General features: G+C 73.0%; 19 protein-coding genes and 1 riboswitch. Of the genes, 9 read left to right on the forward strand and 10 right to left on the reverse strand.

The window, feature by feature from the left end; all coding sequences use genetic code 11:
- Positions 1-85: 85 nt before the first annotated feature.
- Entirely contained in the window at positions 86-142 is a 57-nt protein-coding gene (locus tag ACZ404_RS17455; RefSeq protein WP_073491895.1) for a trp operon leader peptide, read from the reverse strand.
- Between the two features lie 104 nt (positions 143-246).
- On the opposite strand from ACZ404_RS17455, the gene ACZ404_RS17460 reads away from it, so the two are divergent.
- A complete protein-coding gene (locus ACZ404_RS17460; RefSeq protein WP_468440689.1) occupies positions 247-1599 on the forward strand; it encodes a class II 3-deoxy-7-phosphoheptulonate synthase in 1353 nt (450 codons plus the stop codon).
- Between the two features lie 162 nt (positions 1600-1761).
- Positions 1762-1986: a (2Fe-2S)-binding protein gene (locus ACZ404_RS17465; RefSeq protein ID WP_468440691.1), complete on the forward strand. Its 225-nt coding sequence runs from the start codon at positions 1762-1764 to the stop codon at positions 1984-1986.
- Between the two features lie 8 nt (positions 1987-1994).
- Here ACZ404_RS17465 and bfr read toward each other — a convergent pair whose 3' ends face one another.
- Positions 1995-2480, reverse strand: a complete 486-nt coding sequence (gene bfr / locus ACZ404_RS17470; protein ID WP_468440693.1) for a bacterioferritin — start codon at positions 2478-2480, stop codon at positions 1995-1997.
- 176 nt (positions 2481-2656) lie between these two features.
- Here bfr and ACZ404_RS17475 point away from each other — a divergent pair, with 176 nt between their 5' ends.
- Positions 2657-3289, forward strand: a complete 633-nt coding sequence (locus tag ACZ404_RS17475) for a sulfite oxidase-like oxidoreductase (RefSeq protein ID WP_468440695.1) — start codon at positions 2657-2659, stop codon at positions 3287-3289.
- Positions 3290-3301: 12 nt separating this feature from the next.
- Here ACZ404_RS17475 and ACZ404_RS17480 read toward each other — a convergent pair whose 3' ends face one another.
- The 5 genes from ACZ404_RS17480 to thiO form a co-directional block, all read right to left on the reverse strand.
- Positions 3302-4180, reverse strand: a complete 879-nt coding sequence (locus tag ACZ404_RS17480) for a deoxyribonuclease IV (RefSeq protein ID WP_468440698.1) — start codon at positions 4178-4180, stop codon at positions 3302-3304.
- A 58-nt stretch (positions 4181-4238) separates the two neighbouring features.
- Positions 4239-6161, reverse strand: a complete 1923-nt coding sequence (gene pknB / locus ACZ404_RS17485; RefSeq protein WP_468440699.1) for a Stk1 family PASTA domain-containing Ser/Thr kinase — start codon at positions 6159-6161, stop codon at positions 4239-4241.
- An 89-nt stretch (positions 6162-6250) separates the two neighbouring features.
- Positions 6251-7045 carry a thiazole synthase gene (locus ACZ404_RS17490; protein ID WP_468440702.1) on the reverse strand — a complete coding sequence of 265 codons (795 nt, stop codon included), beginning with the start codon at positions 7043-7045 and terminating at the stop codon, positions 6251-6253.
- Between the two features lie 3 nt (positions 7046-7048).
- Entirely contained in the window at positions 7049-7249 is a 201-nt protein-coding gene (thiS, locus tag ACZ404_RS17495; RefSeq protein WP_468441367.1) for a sulfur carrier protein ThiS, read from the reverse strand.
- A gap of 2 nt (positions 7250-7251) precedes the next feature.
- Positions 7252-8412, reverse strand: coding sequence for a glycine oxidase ThiO (gene thiO, locus ACZ404_RS17500; protein WP_468440704.1), 1161 nt, complete (start codon positions 8410-8412; stop codon positions 7252-7254).
- A riboswitch (TPP riboswitch) is annotated at positions 8410-8521 on the reverse strand. (Overlaps the previous gene by 3 nt.)
- Before the next feature lie 52 nt (positions 8522-8573).
- Between thiO and ACZ404_RS17505 the strand changes: the two genes are divergently transcribed.
- The 6 genes from ACZ404_RS17505 (at position 8574) to ACZ404_RS17530 (ending at position 13510) form a co-directional block, all read left to right on the forward strand.
- Positions 8574-8924, forward strand: coding sequence for an avidin-fold protein (locus tag ACZ404_RS17505; protein WP_468440706.1), 351 nt, complete (start codon positions 8574-8576; stop codon positions 8922-8924).
- Positions 8925-8968: 44 nt separating this feature from the next.
- Positions 8969-10201 (forward strand): NAD(P)/FAD-dependent oxidoreductase, encoded by a 1233-nt coding sequence (locus ACZ404_RS17510; protein WP_468440708.1) that lies wholly within the window; start codon positions 8969-8971, stop codon positions 10199-10201.
- Positions 10202-10266: 65 nt separating this feature from the next.
- Complete coding sequence (locus ACZ404_RS17515; RefSeq protein WP_468440710.1) at positions 10267-10632, forward strand: Rv2175c family DNA-binding protein; 366 nt, start codon at positions 10267-10269, stop codon at positions 10630-10632.
- A gap of 199 nt (positions 10633-10831) precedes the next feature.
- The gene (thiE, locus tag ACZ404_RS17520; RefSeq protein WP_468440712.1) at positions 10832-11479 is read left to right on the forward strand and encodes a thiamine phosphate synthase; all 648 of its coding nucleotides are present in this window, start codon (positions 10832-10834) and stop codon (positions 11477-11479) included.
- A gap of 121 nt (positions 11480-11600) precedes the next feature.
- Positions 11601-12524 carry a methylenetetrahydrofolate reductase [NAD(P)H] gene (gene metF / locus ACZ404_RS17525; RefSeq protein WP_468440714.1) on the forward strand — a complete coding sequence of 308 codons (924 nt, stop codon included), beginning with the start codon at positions 11601-11603 and terminating at the stop codon, positions 12522-12524.
- 56 nt (positions 12525-12580) lie between these two features.
- Complete coding sequence (locus ACZ404_RS17530) at positions 12581-13510, forward strand: SCO2102 family sporulation regulator (RefSeq protein ID WP_468440716.1); 930 nt, start codon at positions 12581-12583, stop codon at positions 13508-13510.
- 85 nt (positions 13511-13595) lie between these two features.
- Here ACZ404_RS17530 and ACZ404_RS17535 read toward each other — a convergent pair whose 3' ends face one another.
- The 3 genes from ACZ404_RS17535 to ACZ404_RS17545 all read right to left on the reverse strand — a co-directional run bounded on the left by ACZ404_RS17535 (position 13596) and on the right by ACZ404_RS17545 (position 16777).
- On the reverse strand, positions 13596-15104 hold the full coding sequence (locus ACZ404_RS17535; protein WP_468440718.1) for a phytoene desaturase family protein: 1509 nt from the start codon (positions 15102-15104) through the stop codon (positions 13596-13598).
- Positions 15105-15161: 57 nt separating this feature from the next.
- A complete protein-coding gene (locus ACZ404_RS17540; protein ID WP_468440720.1) occupies positions 15162-15776 on the reverse strand; it encodes a DUF4126 domain-containing protein in 615 nt (204 codons plus the stop codon).
- A 371-nt stretch (positions 15777-16147) separates the two neighbouring features.
- Positions 16148-16777 carry a TetR/AcrR family transcriptional regulator gene (locus ACZ404_RS17545; protein ID WP_468440722.1) on the reverse strand — a complete coding sequence of 210 codons (630 nt, stop codon included), beginning with the start codon at positions 16775-16777 and terminating at the stop codon, positions 16148-16150.
- Between the last annotated feature and the right edge of the window lie 33 nt (positions 16778-16810).

Raw genomic sequence — 16810 nt, forward strand, 5'->3', positions numbered from 1 at the left:
CTCTTCCGTCGGTGAGGAGGAACGACCCCGGACACGCCGAAGGCCGCCCCTCGGGCGGCCTTCGCGAAGTCGAGCGTACGCGCAGTCAGTGGGCCGCCGGATGAGCGGTCCACCACCAGTTCTGGATCGACGGCGCGAACATGGGGGGAACCCTACCGCACGTCCGTCGGTCCACGGGGTAATCAGTCCGTCTCACTCTTCGAGCCGGGCAAAAACCACTCGACACGACCCCGTAATGTTTGAGGGGTGACCGTGAACGCTAAGACCGGCCCGAGCGCCGGCAACACCTGGCGAGACCTGCCCGCGGCGCAGCAGCCCGAGTACCCCGACGCCGAGGCTCTGCGCGCAGTGATCGCGGACCTCGAGTCGTATCCGCCGCTCGTCTTCGCGGGCGAGTGTGACCAGCTGCGCGCCCGGATGGCGGCCGTCGCCAAGGGAGAGGCGTTCCTTCTCCAGGGCGGCGACTGCGCCGAGGCCTTCGACGCGGTGTCCGCCGACCACATCCGCAACAAGCTCAAGACGCTGCTCCAGATGGGTGCCGTCCTGACCTACGCGGCCTCCGTGCCCGTGGTGAAGGTGGGCCGGATCGCCGGCCAGTACTCCAAGCCGCGCTCCAAGCCGACCGAGACCCGCGACGGCGTGACCCTGCCGACCTACCGCGGCGACTCCGTCAACGGCTTCGACTTCACCGAGGCCGCGCGCGTGCCGGACCCGGAGCGGCTGAAGCGGATGTACCACGCGTCCGCCTCCACGCTGAACCTGGTGCGCGCCTTCACCACCGGCGGCTACGCCGACCTGCGCCAGGTGCACGCCTGGAACCAGGACTTCGTGAAGTCGTCCCCGTCCGGCCAGCGCTACGAGCAGCTCGCGCGGGAGATCGACAACGCGCTGAACTTCATGCGGGCCTGCGGCACCGACCCGGAGGAGTTCAAGACCGTCGAGTTCTACTCCTCGCACGAGGCGCTGCTGCTGGACTACGAGTCCGCCCTGACCCGGGTCGACTCCCGCACCGGCAAGCTGTACGACGTCTCGGCGCACATGGTGTGGATCGGTGAGCGCACCCGGCAGCTCGACCACGCGCACATCGAGTTCGCCTCCCGGATCCGCAACCCGATCGGCATCAAGCTCGGCCCGACGACGACGGCCGAGGAGGCGCTGCAGTACATCGACCGCCTCGACCCCGACCGGGAGCCCGGCCGGCTGACCTTCATCGTCCGCATGGGCGCCGACAAGGTCCGCGACCGGCTGCCCGAGCTGGTCGAGAAGGTCACCGCCTCCGGTGCCACCGTGGCCTGGGTGACCGACCCGATGCACGGCAACACCTTCGAGGCCGCCTCGGGGCACAAGACCCGCCGCTTCGACGACGTGCTCGACGAGGTCAAGGGCTTCTTCGAGGTCCACAAGGCGCTCGGCACCCACCCGGGCGGCATCCACGTGGAGCTGACCGGCGACGACGTCACCGAGTGCGTGGGCGGCGGCGACGAGATCTTCGTCGACGACCTGCACCAGCGCTACGAGACGGCCTGCGACCCGCGGCTGAACCGCAGCCAGTCCCTCGACCTGGCGTTCCTCGTCGCGGAGATGTACCGGGACCAGTAGCCCGGCCCGGCGATCTGGGGCGCGGATCACACCGGTCCGCGCCCCTTCGCACTGTTGCGGTCCTCCGAGGGGCAGGTAAGGTTAGGTTTGCCTCACCGGGAACCGGAATGCGGGAACGGGGCGGCAGTCGACGAGCGATCCCGTCCGGGAGGTGGAATCCGCGTGTACGTGTGCAGTTGCTTCGGCATCACCGAGGCCCAGGTCAAGCAGCACGCGGAGGACGGCGCCTGCACCCCGCGCCAGATCGCGTCCGCCTGCAAGGCGGGCACCGACTGCGGCTCGTGCGTCCGCCGCATCCAGGCCCTCCTCGGCCGGGGCGCCTGTCCGCGCCGCGAGTCGGCCGACCAGGGCAGGCCGGTGCTCACCGAGCTCCCGGACGCCGCCTAGCCCTCGCGTCAGTCCGAGCTTTTCGGCTGCTCGATGATCTGGGCGATGTAGAGCGCCTCGCCGAGTTTGTCCACCAGCTCCAGCTGGGTGTCGAGGTAGTCGATGTGGTGCTCCTCGTCGGCGAGGATGTCCTCGAAGATGTTCGCCGACGTGATGTCGCCCTTCTCGCGCATCACCTTGATGCCCCGCCGCAGCCGGTCGATGGCCTCCACCTCGATCTGCCGGTCGGCCTCGAACATCTCCCGGACCGTCTGGCCCACCCGCACATGGAACAGCCGCTGGTAGTTGGGCAGACCCTCCAGGAACAGGATCCGGTCGGTGAGCACCTCGGCGTGCTTCATCTCGTCGAACGACTCGCGCCGCGTGTACGCCGCGAGCTTGTACCAGCCGAAGTTCTCCTGCATCTTCGCGTGCAGGAAGTACTGGTTGATCGCGGTCAGCTCGCCGGTGAGCTGCTCGTTGAGGAATTCGATGACCTCGGGGTCGCCCTGCATCGCAGCGGCTCCTTCCACAAGGGGGACGGGGGAGGGGTGCGGCCCGCATGATTGCACCGGCGGCGAAGATCGTCCAGTAAGTGCGTACTTAGTAAGTTCGTGCTGAGTTGATGCTGATTGTCCGATTCAAAGAGGGGTGGTCAAGGGCACTGCCCCAGGTCTGTCAGGATGGAGACATGGGTCATCCGGTGGAGCGCGCGTCTGGGGCAGCGGCAGGGTCCGAGCTTCCGCCGGGGCAGCGACTCCAGCGTGGCTGGCCGGTCACGCACTACGGACCCGTGCCGAAGTTCCGCCCCGAACGCTGGGAGTTCCGGGTCTTCGGCGCCACCGCCGACGGTGACAAGCGCACCTGGAACCACGAGGAGTTCACGGCCCTGCCGTACACCACCGTGGTGGCCGATCTGCACTGCGTGACCAAGTTCAGCATGCTCGGCGCGGAGTGGGGCGGCATCCCCGCCCGCGTGATCCTGGACGAGGCCCCGCCGGCGCCGGACGTCACCCATGTGATGGTCTGGGCGGAGTACGGCTTCAGCGCCAATCTGCGCCTCGCGGACTTCGCCTCCGACCGCACGATCTTCGCCACCCACAAGGACGGCGAACTGCTCACCGCCGAGCACGGCTTCCCGGTCCGGCTGATCGTCCCCCACCTGTATGCCTGGAAGGGCCCGAAGTGGGTGCGGGGCGTGGAGTACATGACCGCCGACCGCCGCGGCTTCTGGGAGGAGCGCGGCTACCACAACGTCGGCGATCCCTGGAAGGAGCAGCGCTACTCCTACCAGGAGGAGCCGGGGGAGGGACCGGAACTCTGACCGCCCCGGGCCTCAGCCGTCCCTGAGCTTCTTCAGGCGCTCCACGTCCGCCGCGTGTCCCTCCTTGCCGCCCGGCGTCTCGATGACGAGCGGGACGCCCGCGGTCGCCGGGTGGGTCATCAGGGCGCGGAAGGGGTCCTCGCCGATGTGCCCGGCGCCGATGTTCTCGTGCCGGTCCTTGTGCGCGCCGGCCACGTCCTTGGAGTCGTTGGCGTGGATCAGCTTCAGCCGGCCCGCGCCGACCGTCTCGACCAGCAGGTCCAGGGTCTGGTGCATGCCGTGCGGGCCGGTCAGGTCGTGCCCGGCGGCGAAGACGTGACAGGTGTCCAGACAGACGCCGAGCTTCGGATGGGCGTCCAGTGCCTCGAAGTACGGCGCGAAGTCCCAGGTGCGCGAGCACAGCGAGGCGCCCTGCCCGGCGGTCGACTCCAGCAGCAGGAACGGGTCGTCGTCGTGGGTCAGCTCGTCCAGCAGCGGCAGCATGTGCTCCCGCACCTGCTTCAGCGCCACCTCCCGGGCCCGCCCGCCGGTGGCGCTGCCCGTGTGCACGACCACGCCCAGCGCGCCGATCTCCCGCCCGCGCCGCAGCGAGTGCCTGAGCGAGTCCACCGACCGCTCCACGGTCGCCTCGGTGTGCGAGCCGAAGTTGATCAGATAGGGGGCGTGCACGTACGCCGGCACCGACTCCTCGGCGCACGCCTGCCGGAACGCCTCGTCCTGCCGGGGGTTCCCGGCCGGGGTCGCCCATCCGCGCGGGTTGGCCACGAAGACCTGCACGGTCTCCGCCTTCAGGTCGCGCGCGTACGACAGCCCCACCGTGTGCAGGCCCCCGGCCACGGGGACATGACTGCCGACGGGGTTGCGCAGGGGGGTGTTTCGCCGAGGTGTCACCCGTTCAGGGTGTCATGCCGCCCCGGCCCGCCGGACCGCGGTCCGGCGACGCCCCCGGTCACCGGATGGTGATCGTGATCGTCGACCCCTTCGGCGCCCGCTCGCCGCCCGCCACCGACTGCCGCTTCACCGTGTCGCCGAAGAGCCCGAGCAGCCCCCGGTCCACGTTCACCTGGAAGCCCGCGTCCTCGAGCGCCTTCTTCGCGTCGTCGACGCTGTCGCCCGTCACGTCCGGCACCTTCAGCATCTCCGGGCCCTTGGACAGCGTCAGCGTCACGGTGTCGCCCTCGGCGGCCCGGCTGTCGCCCACCGGGGTCTGCCGGGCGACCTGCCCCGCGTCGTACTCGGAGTTGACCCGCTGGGCGGAGACGGTCACCTTCAGACCGGCCTCCTGGAGATCCTGCCGGGCGCTGTCCAGGTCCTCCCCGGTGACGTCCGGCACGTCGACCGGGCTGCCCTTGCTGACCACCAGGGCGATCGCCGAGCCGGCGTGCCGCCCGGTGCCTGCGTCGGGACTGGTGCCGATCACCGCGCCCCGGGCGATGGCGTCGCTGAACTCCCGGGTGACCATGCCCGGCTCGAGCCCGGCCGCCTTCAGCTGTGCCTGCGCCTTGCCCAGCGGGACGCCGTGCAGGTCCGGCACCTTCACGATCTCGGGGCCCCGGGAGATCACCAGCGTCACCGAGTCGTTGCTCCGGATCCGCGCCCCGGCCGCCGGGTCGGTGCTGATCACCGTGCCGCGCCGCACCGTGTCGCTGTACTCCTGCTTGACCTGCTTGACCTTCAGCCCGGCCGCGTCGAGCCGCGCCCGCGCCTGCTTCTCGGTCTTGGCCAGCAGGAGCGGGACCTTGGTGAACTGCCCCGAGTTGATGTACCAGACCCCGGCGCCCACGCCGAACACCACCAGGACGGCGGCGATCAGGGTCAGGAGCCCGCGCCGGGGCCGCGCACGCCGCCCGGCGACCGGCGGGGCCTCCAGCCGGCTGGTGTGCTGGACCGCCGCCCGGCCCTCGTCCTCCTCGTTGACCGGCAGCGGCCGGGGCACCGTCAGCGAGCGCGGGATCACGCTCGTCCGGTCCTCGGCGCTGTCGTGCTCGGCGGCCAGCGCCTGCGGCGGCAGGGCGTCGAGCTGCGCGGCACCGAGCCCGGCCCGCGCCTGCAGCACCTGCCCGAGCAGCGCCGCCGCGTCCTGCGGCCGCACGTCCGGGACGCGCGCGGTGGCCGCGGCGACCAGCTCGTCCAGCTCGTACGGCAGCCCCGGCACCAGCGCCGAGGGCGGCGGAACGTCCGCGTGGATGTGCTGGTAGAGGACCTGCGCCGGGGAGTCCCCGGAATGCGGCTTGGAGCCGGTCAGCATCTCGTACAGCACCACCCCGCACGCGTAGACGTCGACGCGCGGGTTCGCGGTGCCGTGCTCTATCTGCTCCGGCGCCAGGTACGACACCGTGCCGAGCACGGCGCCCGTGGTGCTGGTCACCGTGTCCACGGACCGCACCAGCCCGAAGTCGGCCACCTTGACCCGGCCGTCGTCCCCTATCAGGACGTTCTCCGGCTTCATGTCCCGGTGCACGAACCCGGCCCGGTGCGCGGCACCGAGCGCGGCGAGCACCGGCTCCAGGATGTCCAGCGCCGCGCGCGGCTGCAGCGCACCCCGGTCCCGCAGCACGTCGCGCAGGGTGCACCCGGCGACGTACTCCATCGCCAGGTACACGTACGACCCGTCGGTGCCCTGGTCGAAGACCTGCACCACGTTCGGGTGGGCCAGCCGGGCGACCGACTTGGCCTCCCGGATGAACCGCTCCACGAACGACCCGTCGGCCGCCAGGGTCGGGTGCATCACCTTGAGCGCGAGAACCCGGTCCAGGCGGGTGTCCAGGGCCCGGTAGACCGTGGCCATCCCGCCGGCCGCGATCCGCGCGTCCACGCGGTACCGGCCGTCGAGCACCTGCCCGACGAGGGGGTCCTGAAGGGTCGTATCCACGCAGGGGAGTCTACGAGGACCCGCCGACAGTGCCCCACGCTGCGCCGCTGCCGGTGACGGACTGCAGCACAGCTGTGACGGGTCCGCGATCAGAAGGCGGGGCGCTCGGGGTCCAGCCGCGCCCGGCCCTCGGCCGGCGAGGAGGCCTCCGCGAAGTGCCGGCGCGGGATCCGCCCGGCCAGCCGGGCCAGACGGCCGGCCTCCACCGCGTGCCGCATGGCGGCCGCCATCAGCTCCGGCTCCTGTGCGCGCGTGACCGCCGAGGCGAGCATCACACCGGCGCACCCCAGCTCCATCGCCAGCGCCGCGTCCGACGCCGTCCCGGCGCCCGCGTCCAGGATCACCGGCACGCGCGCGTGCTCCACGATCAGCTGGAAGTTGTGCGGGTTGCGGATGCCGAGCCCCGACCCGATCGGCGACCCCAGCGGCATCACCGCCGCACAGCCCACGTCCTGCAGCCTGCGCGCGAGCACCGGGTCGTCGTTCGTGTACGGCAGCACCGTGAACCCGTCGTCGACCAGCGTCTCCGCCGCCTCCAGCAGCTCCACAGGGTCCGGCAGCAGCGTCCGCTCGTCGGCGATGACCTCCAGCTTGACCAGCTCCGTGCCCAGCGCCTCCCGGGCCAGCCGCGCGGTCAGCACGGCCTCGCCGGCGGTGAAGCAGCCCGCCGTGTTCGGCAGCACCCGGATGCCCAGCCGCTGCAGCACCGACAGCACCGAGCCGTGCACGGACGGGTCCACCCGCCGCATCGCGACCGTCGTCAGCTCGGTGCCGGAGGCGACCAGCGCCCGCTCCAGCAACTCCAGGCTGGGCGCGCCGCCCGTGCCCATGATCAGCCGTGAGCCGAAGGACACGCCACCGATCACCAGGGGATCGTCGGCCATGGCTCAGCCTCCCTGCACGGCGGTGAGAACCTCGACGCGGTCGCCCTCCGCGAGCGCGGTGGCCGCCCACTGCGCGCGCGGGACGACCGTCTCGTTGACGGCGGCGGCCACCCCGGAGGGTGCCGCGGTGAGGGTCCGCACCAGCGTGTCGAGAGCGGTGCCCGGGGCGATGTCCCGGCGCTGCCCGTTGACGGAGATCGAGATGCTCATGCGGGCTGCTCCTCGAGAACGGCGCCGAAGCGCTCCGGCGCGAACGGACGGGCCTCGGCCGGCAGCTCGCCGCCGACCAGCACCTCGGCCATCACGTCCCCGGTGACCGGTGTGAGCAGTACGCCGTTGCGGTAGTGCCCGGTGGCCAGCAGCAGCCCGTCCAGCCCGGACGGGCCGAGCAGCGGCGCGTTGTCCGGGGAACCGGGCCGCAGCCCGGCCCGGGTCTCGGTGAGCGGCAGCTCGGTGATGCCCGGCACCAGCTCGTGGGCGTCGCGCAGCAGCTCGTACACGCCCCCCGCGGTCACCGTCGTGTCCCAGCCCAGCTCCTCGCTGGTGGCGCCGACGACCAGCTCTCCGTTCTCCCGGGGCACCAGATAGACGTGGCTGCCGCGCACCACGGCCCGCACGGTGCGGCTCAGGAACGGCGCGTACCGCCGGGGCACGGTCAGCCGCAGCACCTGCCCCTTGACCGGCCGCACCGGAGGCAGGAGGGCGTCCGGCACGCCCGCGAGGCGCCCGCTCATGCTGCCGGCCGCGAGCACCACCTGGCCGGCGTGCAGCGCGGTGCCGTCCGCCGTGGTGACACCGGTCGCCCGGCCCGCCGCGACCTCCAGCCGCTCGGCCCAGGCCCGGTGGAACACCACTCCGGCCCGCTCGCACGCGGTCACCAGGGCCGCCGCCAGCCGCCGGGGATCGACCTGGTGGTCGCCGTCGACCCGCAGCCCCCCGCGCACCCCCGGCGCGAGCATCGGCTCCAGACGCCGGCAGTCCCGGCCCGAGAGCCACACCGACTCCAGCCCGCAGCGCTGCTGCAGGGCGTGCAGCTCGCGCAGGTGGGCGCGGTCGTCGGCGTCCAGCGCGACGGCGAGGGTGCCGCAGCGGCGGTAGCCGAGGTCGTGACCGGTCAGCTCGGTCAGCTCGGCCGCGAACTCCGGGTAACGCCGGGCCGATTCGAGGTTCAGGGCGAGCAGTGTCTCCTCGCCGTAGTGCAGTTCGGTGACCGCGGCCAGCATTCCGGCCGCCACCCGCGCGGCCCCGCCGCCGGGCTCGGGGTCCACCACGGCCGTGGCGAGCCCGCGCTGCGCGGCGCGCCAGGCCGTGACCAGGCCGATGATGCCGCCCCCGATGACGAGGACGTCGGACGTACGTGACGACATGGGCGTCCAGCCCCTCCCTTCGCCGGCATGACCCGGATCAGGTTCGTACGGTCGGAGGCCGCCAGCCTCCCTCTCAGCCCGGTGCGTCCGGGCTCCCGCGAGTGCTTGTACGGTGGCCACCCTAGCCCGCAGGGCGCCGCACTCGTAAGGGAGCCTCGTTCATGGCCCGGTCGCTCGACGGCCTGATCCTCGCCCCGGTGGCCGATCAGGCCCCGGGTCAGGTGGGGACCCGCACCCGCTTCGCCTACCACGAGCAGGACGGCGAGATCTGGGCCGACTACGCGGGCGGCGACGTCGTGCGCGGCCATCTGGTGGGCACCCGGCGGGGCGACCGGCTGGACTTCCGGTACGTGCAGCTGAAGCGCGACGGCACCACCTCCTCGGGGCACTGCGTCTCGACCGTCGTGGAGCTGCCGGACGGGCGGGTGCGGCTGGAGGAGACCTGGCAGTGGGAGTCGCAGGACGGCGCCGGGACCAGCGTGGTGGAGCAGGTCACCGAGGACGTCCGCTGACTGACGCCCTGTCAGTCGACCTGCCGGTTGACTATGGTGATCGGGTGAGCGAGCAGACAGCGCGACAGAGCACGTCACCGGGGCGGCGGGTGGTTGTCGTCGGCGCGGGCATGGCCGGGGTGCAGACCGCGGTCGCCCTCAGGGAACAGGGCTTCACCGGCACCGTGACCCTCATCGGTGCCGAACCCCATCAGCCGTACGACCGGCCGCCGCTGTCCAAGGCCGTCCTGCTCGGCAAGGCCGAGGGCTCCGCCTTCGACGTCGACTTCGACGCGCTCGGCGTCGAACTGAGGCTCGGCTGCGAGGTGCTGGGCGTGCGCCCCGCCGAGCACGAGCTGGACACCGAGGCCGGGCCGGTGCCCTACGACGTGCTGGTCCTCGCCACCGGAGCCGAACCCGTCCGGCTGCCGGGCACCGAGGGCGTGCCCGGCGTGCATCTGCTGCGCACCCTGGACGACGCCGAACGGCTGCGGCCCGTCCTCGCCCGGCAGCACGACATCGTCGTCGTCGGCGCCGGCTGGATCGGCGCCGAGTTCGCCACGGCCGCCCGCGAGGCCGGGTGCGCCGTCACCGTCGTCGAGGCCGCCGGCCGGCCGCTCGCGGGCGCCCTGCCCGCCGAGGTCGCCGCGCCGATGGCCGGCTGGTACGCGGACGCGGGCGCCGAACTGCGCACCCACGCGCGCGTGGAGCGCGTCGAGCCCGGCGCGGTGGTGCTCGCCGACGGCACCCGGCTGCCCGCGGGCGCCGTCGTCGTCGGCATCGGGGCCCGGCCCGCCACGGCCTGGCTGACCGGCTCCGGCATCGCACTGGGCGCGCACGGCGAGGTCGTCGCCGACGCCCGACTGCGCACCTCCCTGCCCGACGTGTACGCCGTCGGCGACTGCGCCTCCTTCCCCTCCGCCCGGTACGGCGAGCGGCTGATGGTCCACCACTGGGACAACGCCCTGCAGGGCCCGCGCACGGTCGCCGCCAACATCCTCGGCGAGACGCCGGTGGTCTACGACCCGGTGCCGTACTTCTGGTCCGAGCAGTTCGGCCGGTTCGTCCAGTACGCCGGCCACCACGCGGGCGCCGACCGGCTGGTGTGGCGCGGCGACCCGGCGGGCCCGGCCTGGACGGTGTGCTGGCTGCGCGGGGACCGGCTGGTCGCCCTGCTGGCCGTGGGCCGGCCGCGCGACCTGGCCCAGGGGCGGCGGCTGATCGAGGCGGGCCGGCACATGGATCCCGGGGCGCTGGCCGACCCCTCCCGGCCGCTGAAGGACGCCACCGCTCCGTAGGCGCGTCCTCCCAGGTGGACCGGTCTGACTTCCGACTGTCAGTGGTGGATGGCAGGCTAGATCCCGTGACCGAGATTGACGCAAAGATCGATGCTCTCGTCCCCGCCTGGCTCACCCTCCCCGACATCGCCGAACAGCTCGGTGTCGAGGTGACGCGTGTGCGGCAGCTGGTCAAGGAGGGCCAGCTCATCGCCGTGCGCCGCGGGGAGAACCGGGCGCTGCACGTCCCCGCCGCCTTCATCGACGGGGACAAGGTCGTCAAGGGCCTCACCGGCACCCTGACGCTCCTGAGGGACGACGGCTTCACGGTCGAAGAGATGATCGAGTGGCTCTTCACCCCCGACCCGACCCTGCCCGGCACCCCCGCGCAGGCCCTGAACGAGAACCGCGGCACGGAGGTGAAGCGCCGCGCCCAGGCGCTCGCCGTCTGACAGCCCCGCCCGACGAACGCCGCCCGCGCCGCGCACAGCACGGGGCGCGTGCGGCGCGGGTGCCGTCCACGCCGCCGCTGCCCGCGGCATGGGCGTCGCGCGTCCCGGGCAGGTGCGTCCGTGCCGTGGGGCGGGGCATGCGATGGTGTGCGTCGTCCGTACGCTCAGGGACACACCGATCACCCGGGGGGACCCACGCATGTCCGACACCGCTCGCAGCAGGCTCGCCGCCGCCCGTCTCTATCTCTGCACGGACGCCCGCAAGCGGCAGGGCGACCTCGCCGAGTTCCTGGACGCGGCCCTCGCCGGCGGCGTCGACATCGTCCAGCTGCGCGACAAGGGCATGGAGGCCGCCGAGGAGCTGGAGCACCTGGAGGTCTTCGCCGACGCCTGCGCCCGCCACGGCAAGCTGCTCGCGGTCAACGACCGGGCCGACGTCGCCCACGCGGCCCGCGCCGACGTGCTGCACCTCGGCCAGGGCGACCTCCCGGTGCCCGCGGCCCGCGCGATCCTCGGCGACGACGTCCTGGTGGGCCGCTCCACCCACGCCGAGTCCGAGGCCGCTGCGGCCGCCGTCCAGGACGGCGTGGACTACTTCTGCACCGGCCCCTGCTGGCCCACCCCGACCAAGCCCGGCCGGTCCGCCCCCGGCCTCGGCCTGGTCCGGTACACCGCCGGCCTGGCCACCGACCGCCCCTGGTTCGCCATCGGCGGCATCGACCTCGGCAATCTGGACCAGGTACTGGACGCGGGCGCCCGCAGAGTGGTCGTGGTCCGCGCGATCACCGAGGCGGACGACCCCGGAGACGCGGCGGCCGCACTCGCGAAGCGGCTCCGGCAGGTCTAGCGCCCGCCCCGACAGGGCCGCTGTCCAGGTTTTTGTCCAAGGGGTGGACAAGGAAGCGGCAATTCGGGCAAATTTCCGCCATACGGTTGGGGGCCCGCCCACCCCTGGCTAACCTGCCGGTATGGCCCTCGGAACCGCATCCACCAGGACTGATCGCGCCCGCACCGTGCGCGACATCCTCGCCACCGGCAAGACGACGTACTCGTTCGAGTTCTACGCGCCGAAGACGCCCAAGGGCGAGCGGAACCTGTGGAACGCGCTGCGCAGGGTCGAGGCCGTGGCGCCGGACTTCGTGTCCGTCACCTACGGTGCCGGCGGCACCACGCGCACGACCACCGTCCGGGAGACCCAGCAGATCGTCGTCGACACGACGCTCACCCCGGTCGCCCACCTCACCGCGGTCGACCACTCCCTCGCCGAACTGCGCAACATCATCGGTCAGTACGCGGACGCCGGCATCCGCAACATGCTCGCCGTGCGCGGCGACCCGCCCGGCGACCCGATGGGCGAGTGGGTGCCGCATCCCCGGGGCGTGACCTATGCGGCCGAACTCGTGCGGCTCATCAAGGAGTCGGGCGACTTCTGCGTCGGTGTCGCCGCCTTCCCGGAGATGCATCCGCGCTCCACCGACTGGGACACCGACGTCCGGCACTTCGTCGACAAGTGCCGGGCGGGCGCCGACTACGCCATCACACAGATGTTCTTCCAGCCGGAGTCGTATCTGCGGCTGCGCGACCGGGTGGCGGCCGCGGGCTGCGAGACCCCGGTCATCCCGGAGGTCCTGCCGGTCACCAGCGTGAAGATGCTGGAGCGCGTGCCCAAGCTGAGCACCGCCCTGTTCCCGGACGCCCTGAAAGAGCGGATCCTCACAGCGAAGGACGATCCGGCGGCGGTACGCTCCATCGGTATCGAGTTCGCCACGGAGTTCTGCGCACGGCTGCTGGCCGAGGGAGTGCCCGGACTGCACTTCATCACGCTCAACAACTCCACGGCGACCCTGGAAATCTACGAGAACCTGGGCCTGCACCATCCCCCGCAGGCCTAGACCGGCCGCACCGCGATACGACACACTGCGTAGCGGCCACTGGGAGAGGGGCGTACATGGGCTGGACGGTCCTCTACATCGCGTTCGGCGTCGTCGCACTGTGGCTGCTCGGCGAGGTGCTGCTGCAGTACAAGGCGCGGCTGCGCTGGCGGCTGCTCGCGTTCACCGGTTTCCTCGGCGTCGTCCTCGGCGTGCTGATGCCGTCCGTCGTCGTGATCGGTCTGGGTGCGATCGCCTTCGCGATCGGCCAGACCTACGTCACGCTGTCCTTCCGCCGCGGCTTCTCGGCCGGCTGGGCGGTCAAGCGGCCGGAGGCCGGGTCCGGCGGCAGCAGCAAGCGCCGCCGCGGCCGGGCGGAGCGCCAGGACCCGACGCTGGAGGTCTCCGACCTCGAGGCCGCGCACGGGGCGGACGGCCAGGACGCCGGCCCGGCCGGCGAGGCCTTCGCCTACGGCGACGACGACTACGACCGCGACGACGTCTTCACCCCCATCCGCACCCCCGATCCCGCCGCCGAGACCACCACCGTCTACGAGCCCCAGCCTCTGGAGGAGGACTCCGGCTCCTACGGCGTCTACGGCGACACCGCCGGCTACGCGACCGCCGCCCAGCCCCAGGGCGCCGAGCAGGCCTACGCCTACGACTACTCGGGCTACGGCCAGCAGCAGGGCTACGCCCAGGACGCCTACGGCACCGGCGGCCAGCAGAGCTACGCCAACTACTCCGACCCGTACATCGGCGCCCAGGCCTACGGCGCCTCCTACTCCACGGGCTACGACCAGCAGTACGGCCAGCAGCAGAGCTACGGCCAGGACGCCTACGGCACCGGCGGCTACGGCGGGACCCCGCCCGGCGGCGTCTGGGTCCCGCAGCAGCGCACCGACGACACCTACGGCGGCGAACTCCCGCAGGAACAGCCGTATCCCTACCAGCAGGACGGGCAGCAGCAGCCCGGCACCGGCTACGACGAGCAGTACCGTTTCTGAGGCCGGTGGCGGACCCGGGCCCAGTACCGTTCCCGAGCCGTCGGGACCGCCTCGGTGAACGCGGGCCGCGCTCCCGGCGTTCGGCTCACTGCGAGCCCCGGAAGTCCGGCCCCTCCACGATCAGGCCCGCCACCAGGGTGCCCGACATGCCCGCGTGCGGGAGCCCGCCACCGGGGTGGGACCAGCCGCCGACGGCGAACAGGCCCGGCAGCGCCGTGCTGTTGGCGGGGTGCAGGATCTCCCCGTCCGCGGCCAGCGCGGGCGGCGGCACCGCACCGCCCCGGGCCCCCGTCTCCCGCTCGGTGTGCACCGGGGTGCGCACCTCGCGCCACAGCAGCCGCTCGCGCAGCCCCGGCACCGCCCGCTCGGCGGCGGTGACCATCCGGTCCGCGACGGCGTCGGCGGCCCCCGGCGCGGCCCAGTCGTGAGCGGTCGCGGACGGCACGGTCGCCGTCAGCACCACGGACTCGTGGTCCCCGTCGGGCCGCAACGCCGGGTCGTCCGGCCGATCGACGCGGACCGCCGGGCGGCCGGACGCCACACCCTGCCCGAACAGGTCCACTCCGCCCTCCACGACGGCGGAGTGCACCACCGTGCGGTGCACCGCGCCGGGCTCCCGCGCGCCGCGCAGCGCCAGGCACACCACGACCCGGCCGGGGAACCGGTCCTCGGCCCCGGGCGCCACGTCGTGCGCGCCGTACAGCGTCCGGCCCCCGGCCGTCCCGGCCAGCCGCCAGGGGCCCGGCGCCACCACGAAGTCCGCCTCGGCCACCGCCCCGTCGGCCAGCTCGACCCCCGCCGCCCGGCCGTCCTTCTCCACGACCCCGGTGACCTCGGCGCCGAAGACGAACTCCACCTTCCGCTGCACGCACCGCTCGTACACCGCGCGCGCCAGCTCCCGGATGCCGCCGCGCACGTACCAGGTGCCGAAGGCGTGCTCCATGTACGGCAGCACGGCCGCGCTCGCCGGAGCGGTCCGCGGGTCGAGGCCGTGGGCGAGGGCATGGCTGTCCAGGAGGGCCGCCAGCCGCTCGTCACGCAGCTCCCACGCGCCGATCTCCGCCAGGGTGCCCGCCCGCCGGGTGCGCAGCAGCCGCTTGTGCGGGACCGCCGGATAGGGCTCCCGCTCGGCCAGCACCTGCCAGTTGGGCCACAGCGGCTCCTCCAGCAGCGGCCGGCGGGTGCGGTCCCAGGCCTCGCGGGCCCGGACCAGGAAGTCCCCCCAGCGCTGCCCGGCCCCCGCTCCCAGTGCCTCGTCCAGGGCCGCGACGACACCCGCGCGCGAGGCGTTCGGCAGGGACACCTCGGTGCCGTCCGCGAAGACGTGCCGGGCGGCCGGGTCGACCTGGACCAGCTCGACCACGTCCTCCAGGGGCTGCTTGCCGGTCTTGACGAACAGATCCCGGTAGACCGCGGGCAGCGTCAGCAGGCCGGGGCCGGTGTCGAAGGCGAAGCCGTCCCGCTCGAAGCGGCGCACCGCACCGCCGTAGGTCTCGCCCCGCTCGTACACCGCCACCCGGTGGCCCGCGACGGCCAGCCGGGCAGCGGCCGCCATCGCGCCCATCCCGGCGCCGATCACCGCAATCCGTGCCATGCCTGCGACTGTATCGACCGCCACCGACACTCCGCCCCGCGGGCGGTGCGGGGCGGGTCAGCCCGGCGGCCCGGAGACCCGGGAGGCCTCCCGCCGCTCCTCCCGCCGCCGGGCCCGGCGCCGCAGGAAGCGCCGGATACGGGAGACGAGGAACACCAGCACCACCAGGCCGGTGACGAGCAGGACGCCCGCGACGACCGCCGCCGCCAGTGGATGGAACATCGCGAACGAGACGATCGCGCCCACCCCGAGATCCTCGGCGAGGCTCAGGACGATGTTGCTGAACGGCTCCGGCGAGGTGTTGACCGCCATCCGCGTCCCGGCCTTCACGGTGTGACTGGCCAGCGCCGCCGACCCGCCGATCAGCCCGGCCGCCACATCGGTGAGCGAACCGCTGTGCCCGGCGAGCAGCGCCCCGACCCAGGCGCCCGCGAGCGGCCGGACCACCGTGTGCACGGAGTCCCACACCGAGTCGACGTACGGGATCTTGTCGGCGACCGCCTCGCACAGGAACAGCACGCCGGCCACGATCAGCACCTCGGGCCGCTGCAGCGTCTGCGGGACGTCGTCGCTGATCCCCGTCGCGCCGAAGAGGCCGAGCAGCAGCACCACCGCGTAGGCGTTGACGCCGCTGGCCCAGCCGCTCGTGAAGACCAGGGGGAGTACGGACACGCCCGCGATCGTAGCCAGAGAACCGCCCGGCGGGGTGGGCCCGTGCGCGCAGACATGAGTATCCGTACCTAGGCACCGAGATGAGTACGCGCGCGGATGGGGCGCGACCTGCGCGGACGGGAGAGTGGAGGCACGGCAAGGGGCGCGGCCCGGCACCGCCGGCACGGGGCGGCGGAACGGCGCACGCGCCCTGGCCGCTCCTTCCGCCGGTCCGCCGGCGGAAGCGAGGCACGGGGGGCCCGGGGCAGACCACCACGGGGGAACAACCGGGGGAAACCGTACGGGGGAGTACGGGAAGTACGGGGGAGTGGGAAGGCGCCGGTCCGGCATCGGGCCGGCGCCTTCCGACGTGCCGACGTGTCCCCGCCCGCTCAGTCCTTGCCGCTCACCCGCCCCTGGAGCAGCCGGGACAGCGCCGCGTGGACGTCGTCCAGGGACCGCTGCGGCTGGAAGGACTTCCAGTCCAGCGCGGCCACCAGGACCATGCCCACCAGCGCCGCCGCCGTGAGCTGCACATCGATCTCCTCGCTGAACTCGCCGGCCGCCACGCCCTCGCGCAGCACCCCCTCCACGACGGCGACGGCCTCCTGCCGGACCACCATCAGCGTGGACTGCCAGGCGCGGTTGGTGCGCCACAGCTCGGCCACGTACAGCTGCGTGAAGGCCGGGTAGCGGTCGATGAAGACCAGGCCCGCGCGGACCATCGCGTCCAGCGCGTCCACCCTGCTGCCGCCCTCGGCCGCCGTCCGCTCCGCCGCCTCCCGCAGCGAGGCGGTCAGCAGACCCACACCGTGCCGCAGCAACTCCTCGAAGAGCACCGACTTGCTCGCGAAGTTGTAGTAGACCGTGCCCTTCGCGACCCCGGCCCGCTCGGCGATCTCGTCCACCGTGGTGGCGGAGAAGCCCTGCTCGGCGATGAGCGTGACGGCCGCCTCGTAGAGCTTCTGCCGGGTGGCCTCGCGGCGCGTGCTGCCGCCGGACGTGGCGCTGCTGCGTTCCATGGCCCTGATTCTCACAGGTACGCGCGCGTGCGG

It is taken from the genome of Streptomyces sp. NPDC030798 (assembly GCF_055572275.1).

What these genes read in the sequence shown, in the direction of transcription:
- ACZ404_RS17535 (WP_468440718.1), bottom strand. Translation starts at nt 15,104, where the DNA reads ATGGCACGGATTGCGGTGATCGGCGCCGGGATGGGCGCGATGGCGGCC.
- ACZ404_RS17490 (WP_468440702.1), bottom strand. Translation starts at nt 7,045, where the DNA reads ATGGCCGACGATCCCCTGGTGATCGGTGGCGTGTCCTTCGGCTCACGG.
- ACZ404_RS17545 (WP_468440722.1), bottom strand. Translation starts at nt 16,777, where the DNA reads ATGGAACGCAGCAGCGCCACGTCCGGCGGCAGCACGCGCCGCGAGGCC.
- metF (WP_468440714.1), top strand. Translation starts at nt 11,601, where the DNA reads ATGGCCCTCGGAACCGCATCCACCAGGACTGATCGCGCCCGCACCGTG.
- ACZ404_RS17505 (WP_468440706.1), top strand. Translation starts at nt 8,574, where the DNA reads ATGGCCCGGTCGCTCGACGGCCTGATCCTCGCCCCGGTGGCCGATCAG.
- thiO (WP_468440704.1), bottom strand. Translation starts at nt 8,412, where the DNA reads ATGTCGTCACGTACGTCCGACGTCCTCGTCATCGGGGGCGGCATCATC.
- ACZ404_RS17475 (WP_468440695.1), top strand. Translation starts at nt 2,657, where the DNA reads ATGGGTCATCCGGTGGAGCGCGCGTCTGGGGCAGCGGCAGGGTCCGAG.
- ACZ404_RS17530 (WP_468440716.1), top strand. Translation starts at nt 12,581, where the DNA reads ATGGGCTGGACGGTCCTCTACATCGCGTTCGGCGTCGTCGCACTGTGG.
- bfr (WP_468440693.1), bottom strand. Translation starts at nt 2,480, where the DNA reads ATGCAGGGCGACCCCGAGGTCATCGAATTCCTCAACGAGCAGCTCACC.
- thiE (WP_468440712.1), top strand. Translation starts at nt 10,832, where the DNA reads ATGTCCGACACCGCTCGCAGCAGGCTCGCCGCCGCCCGTCTCTATCTC.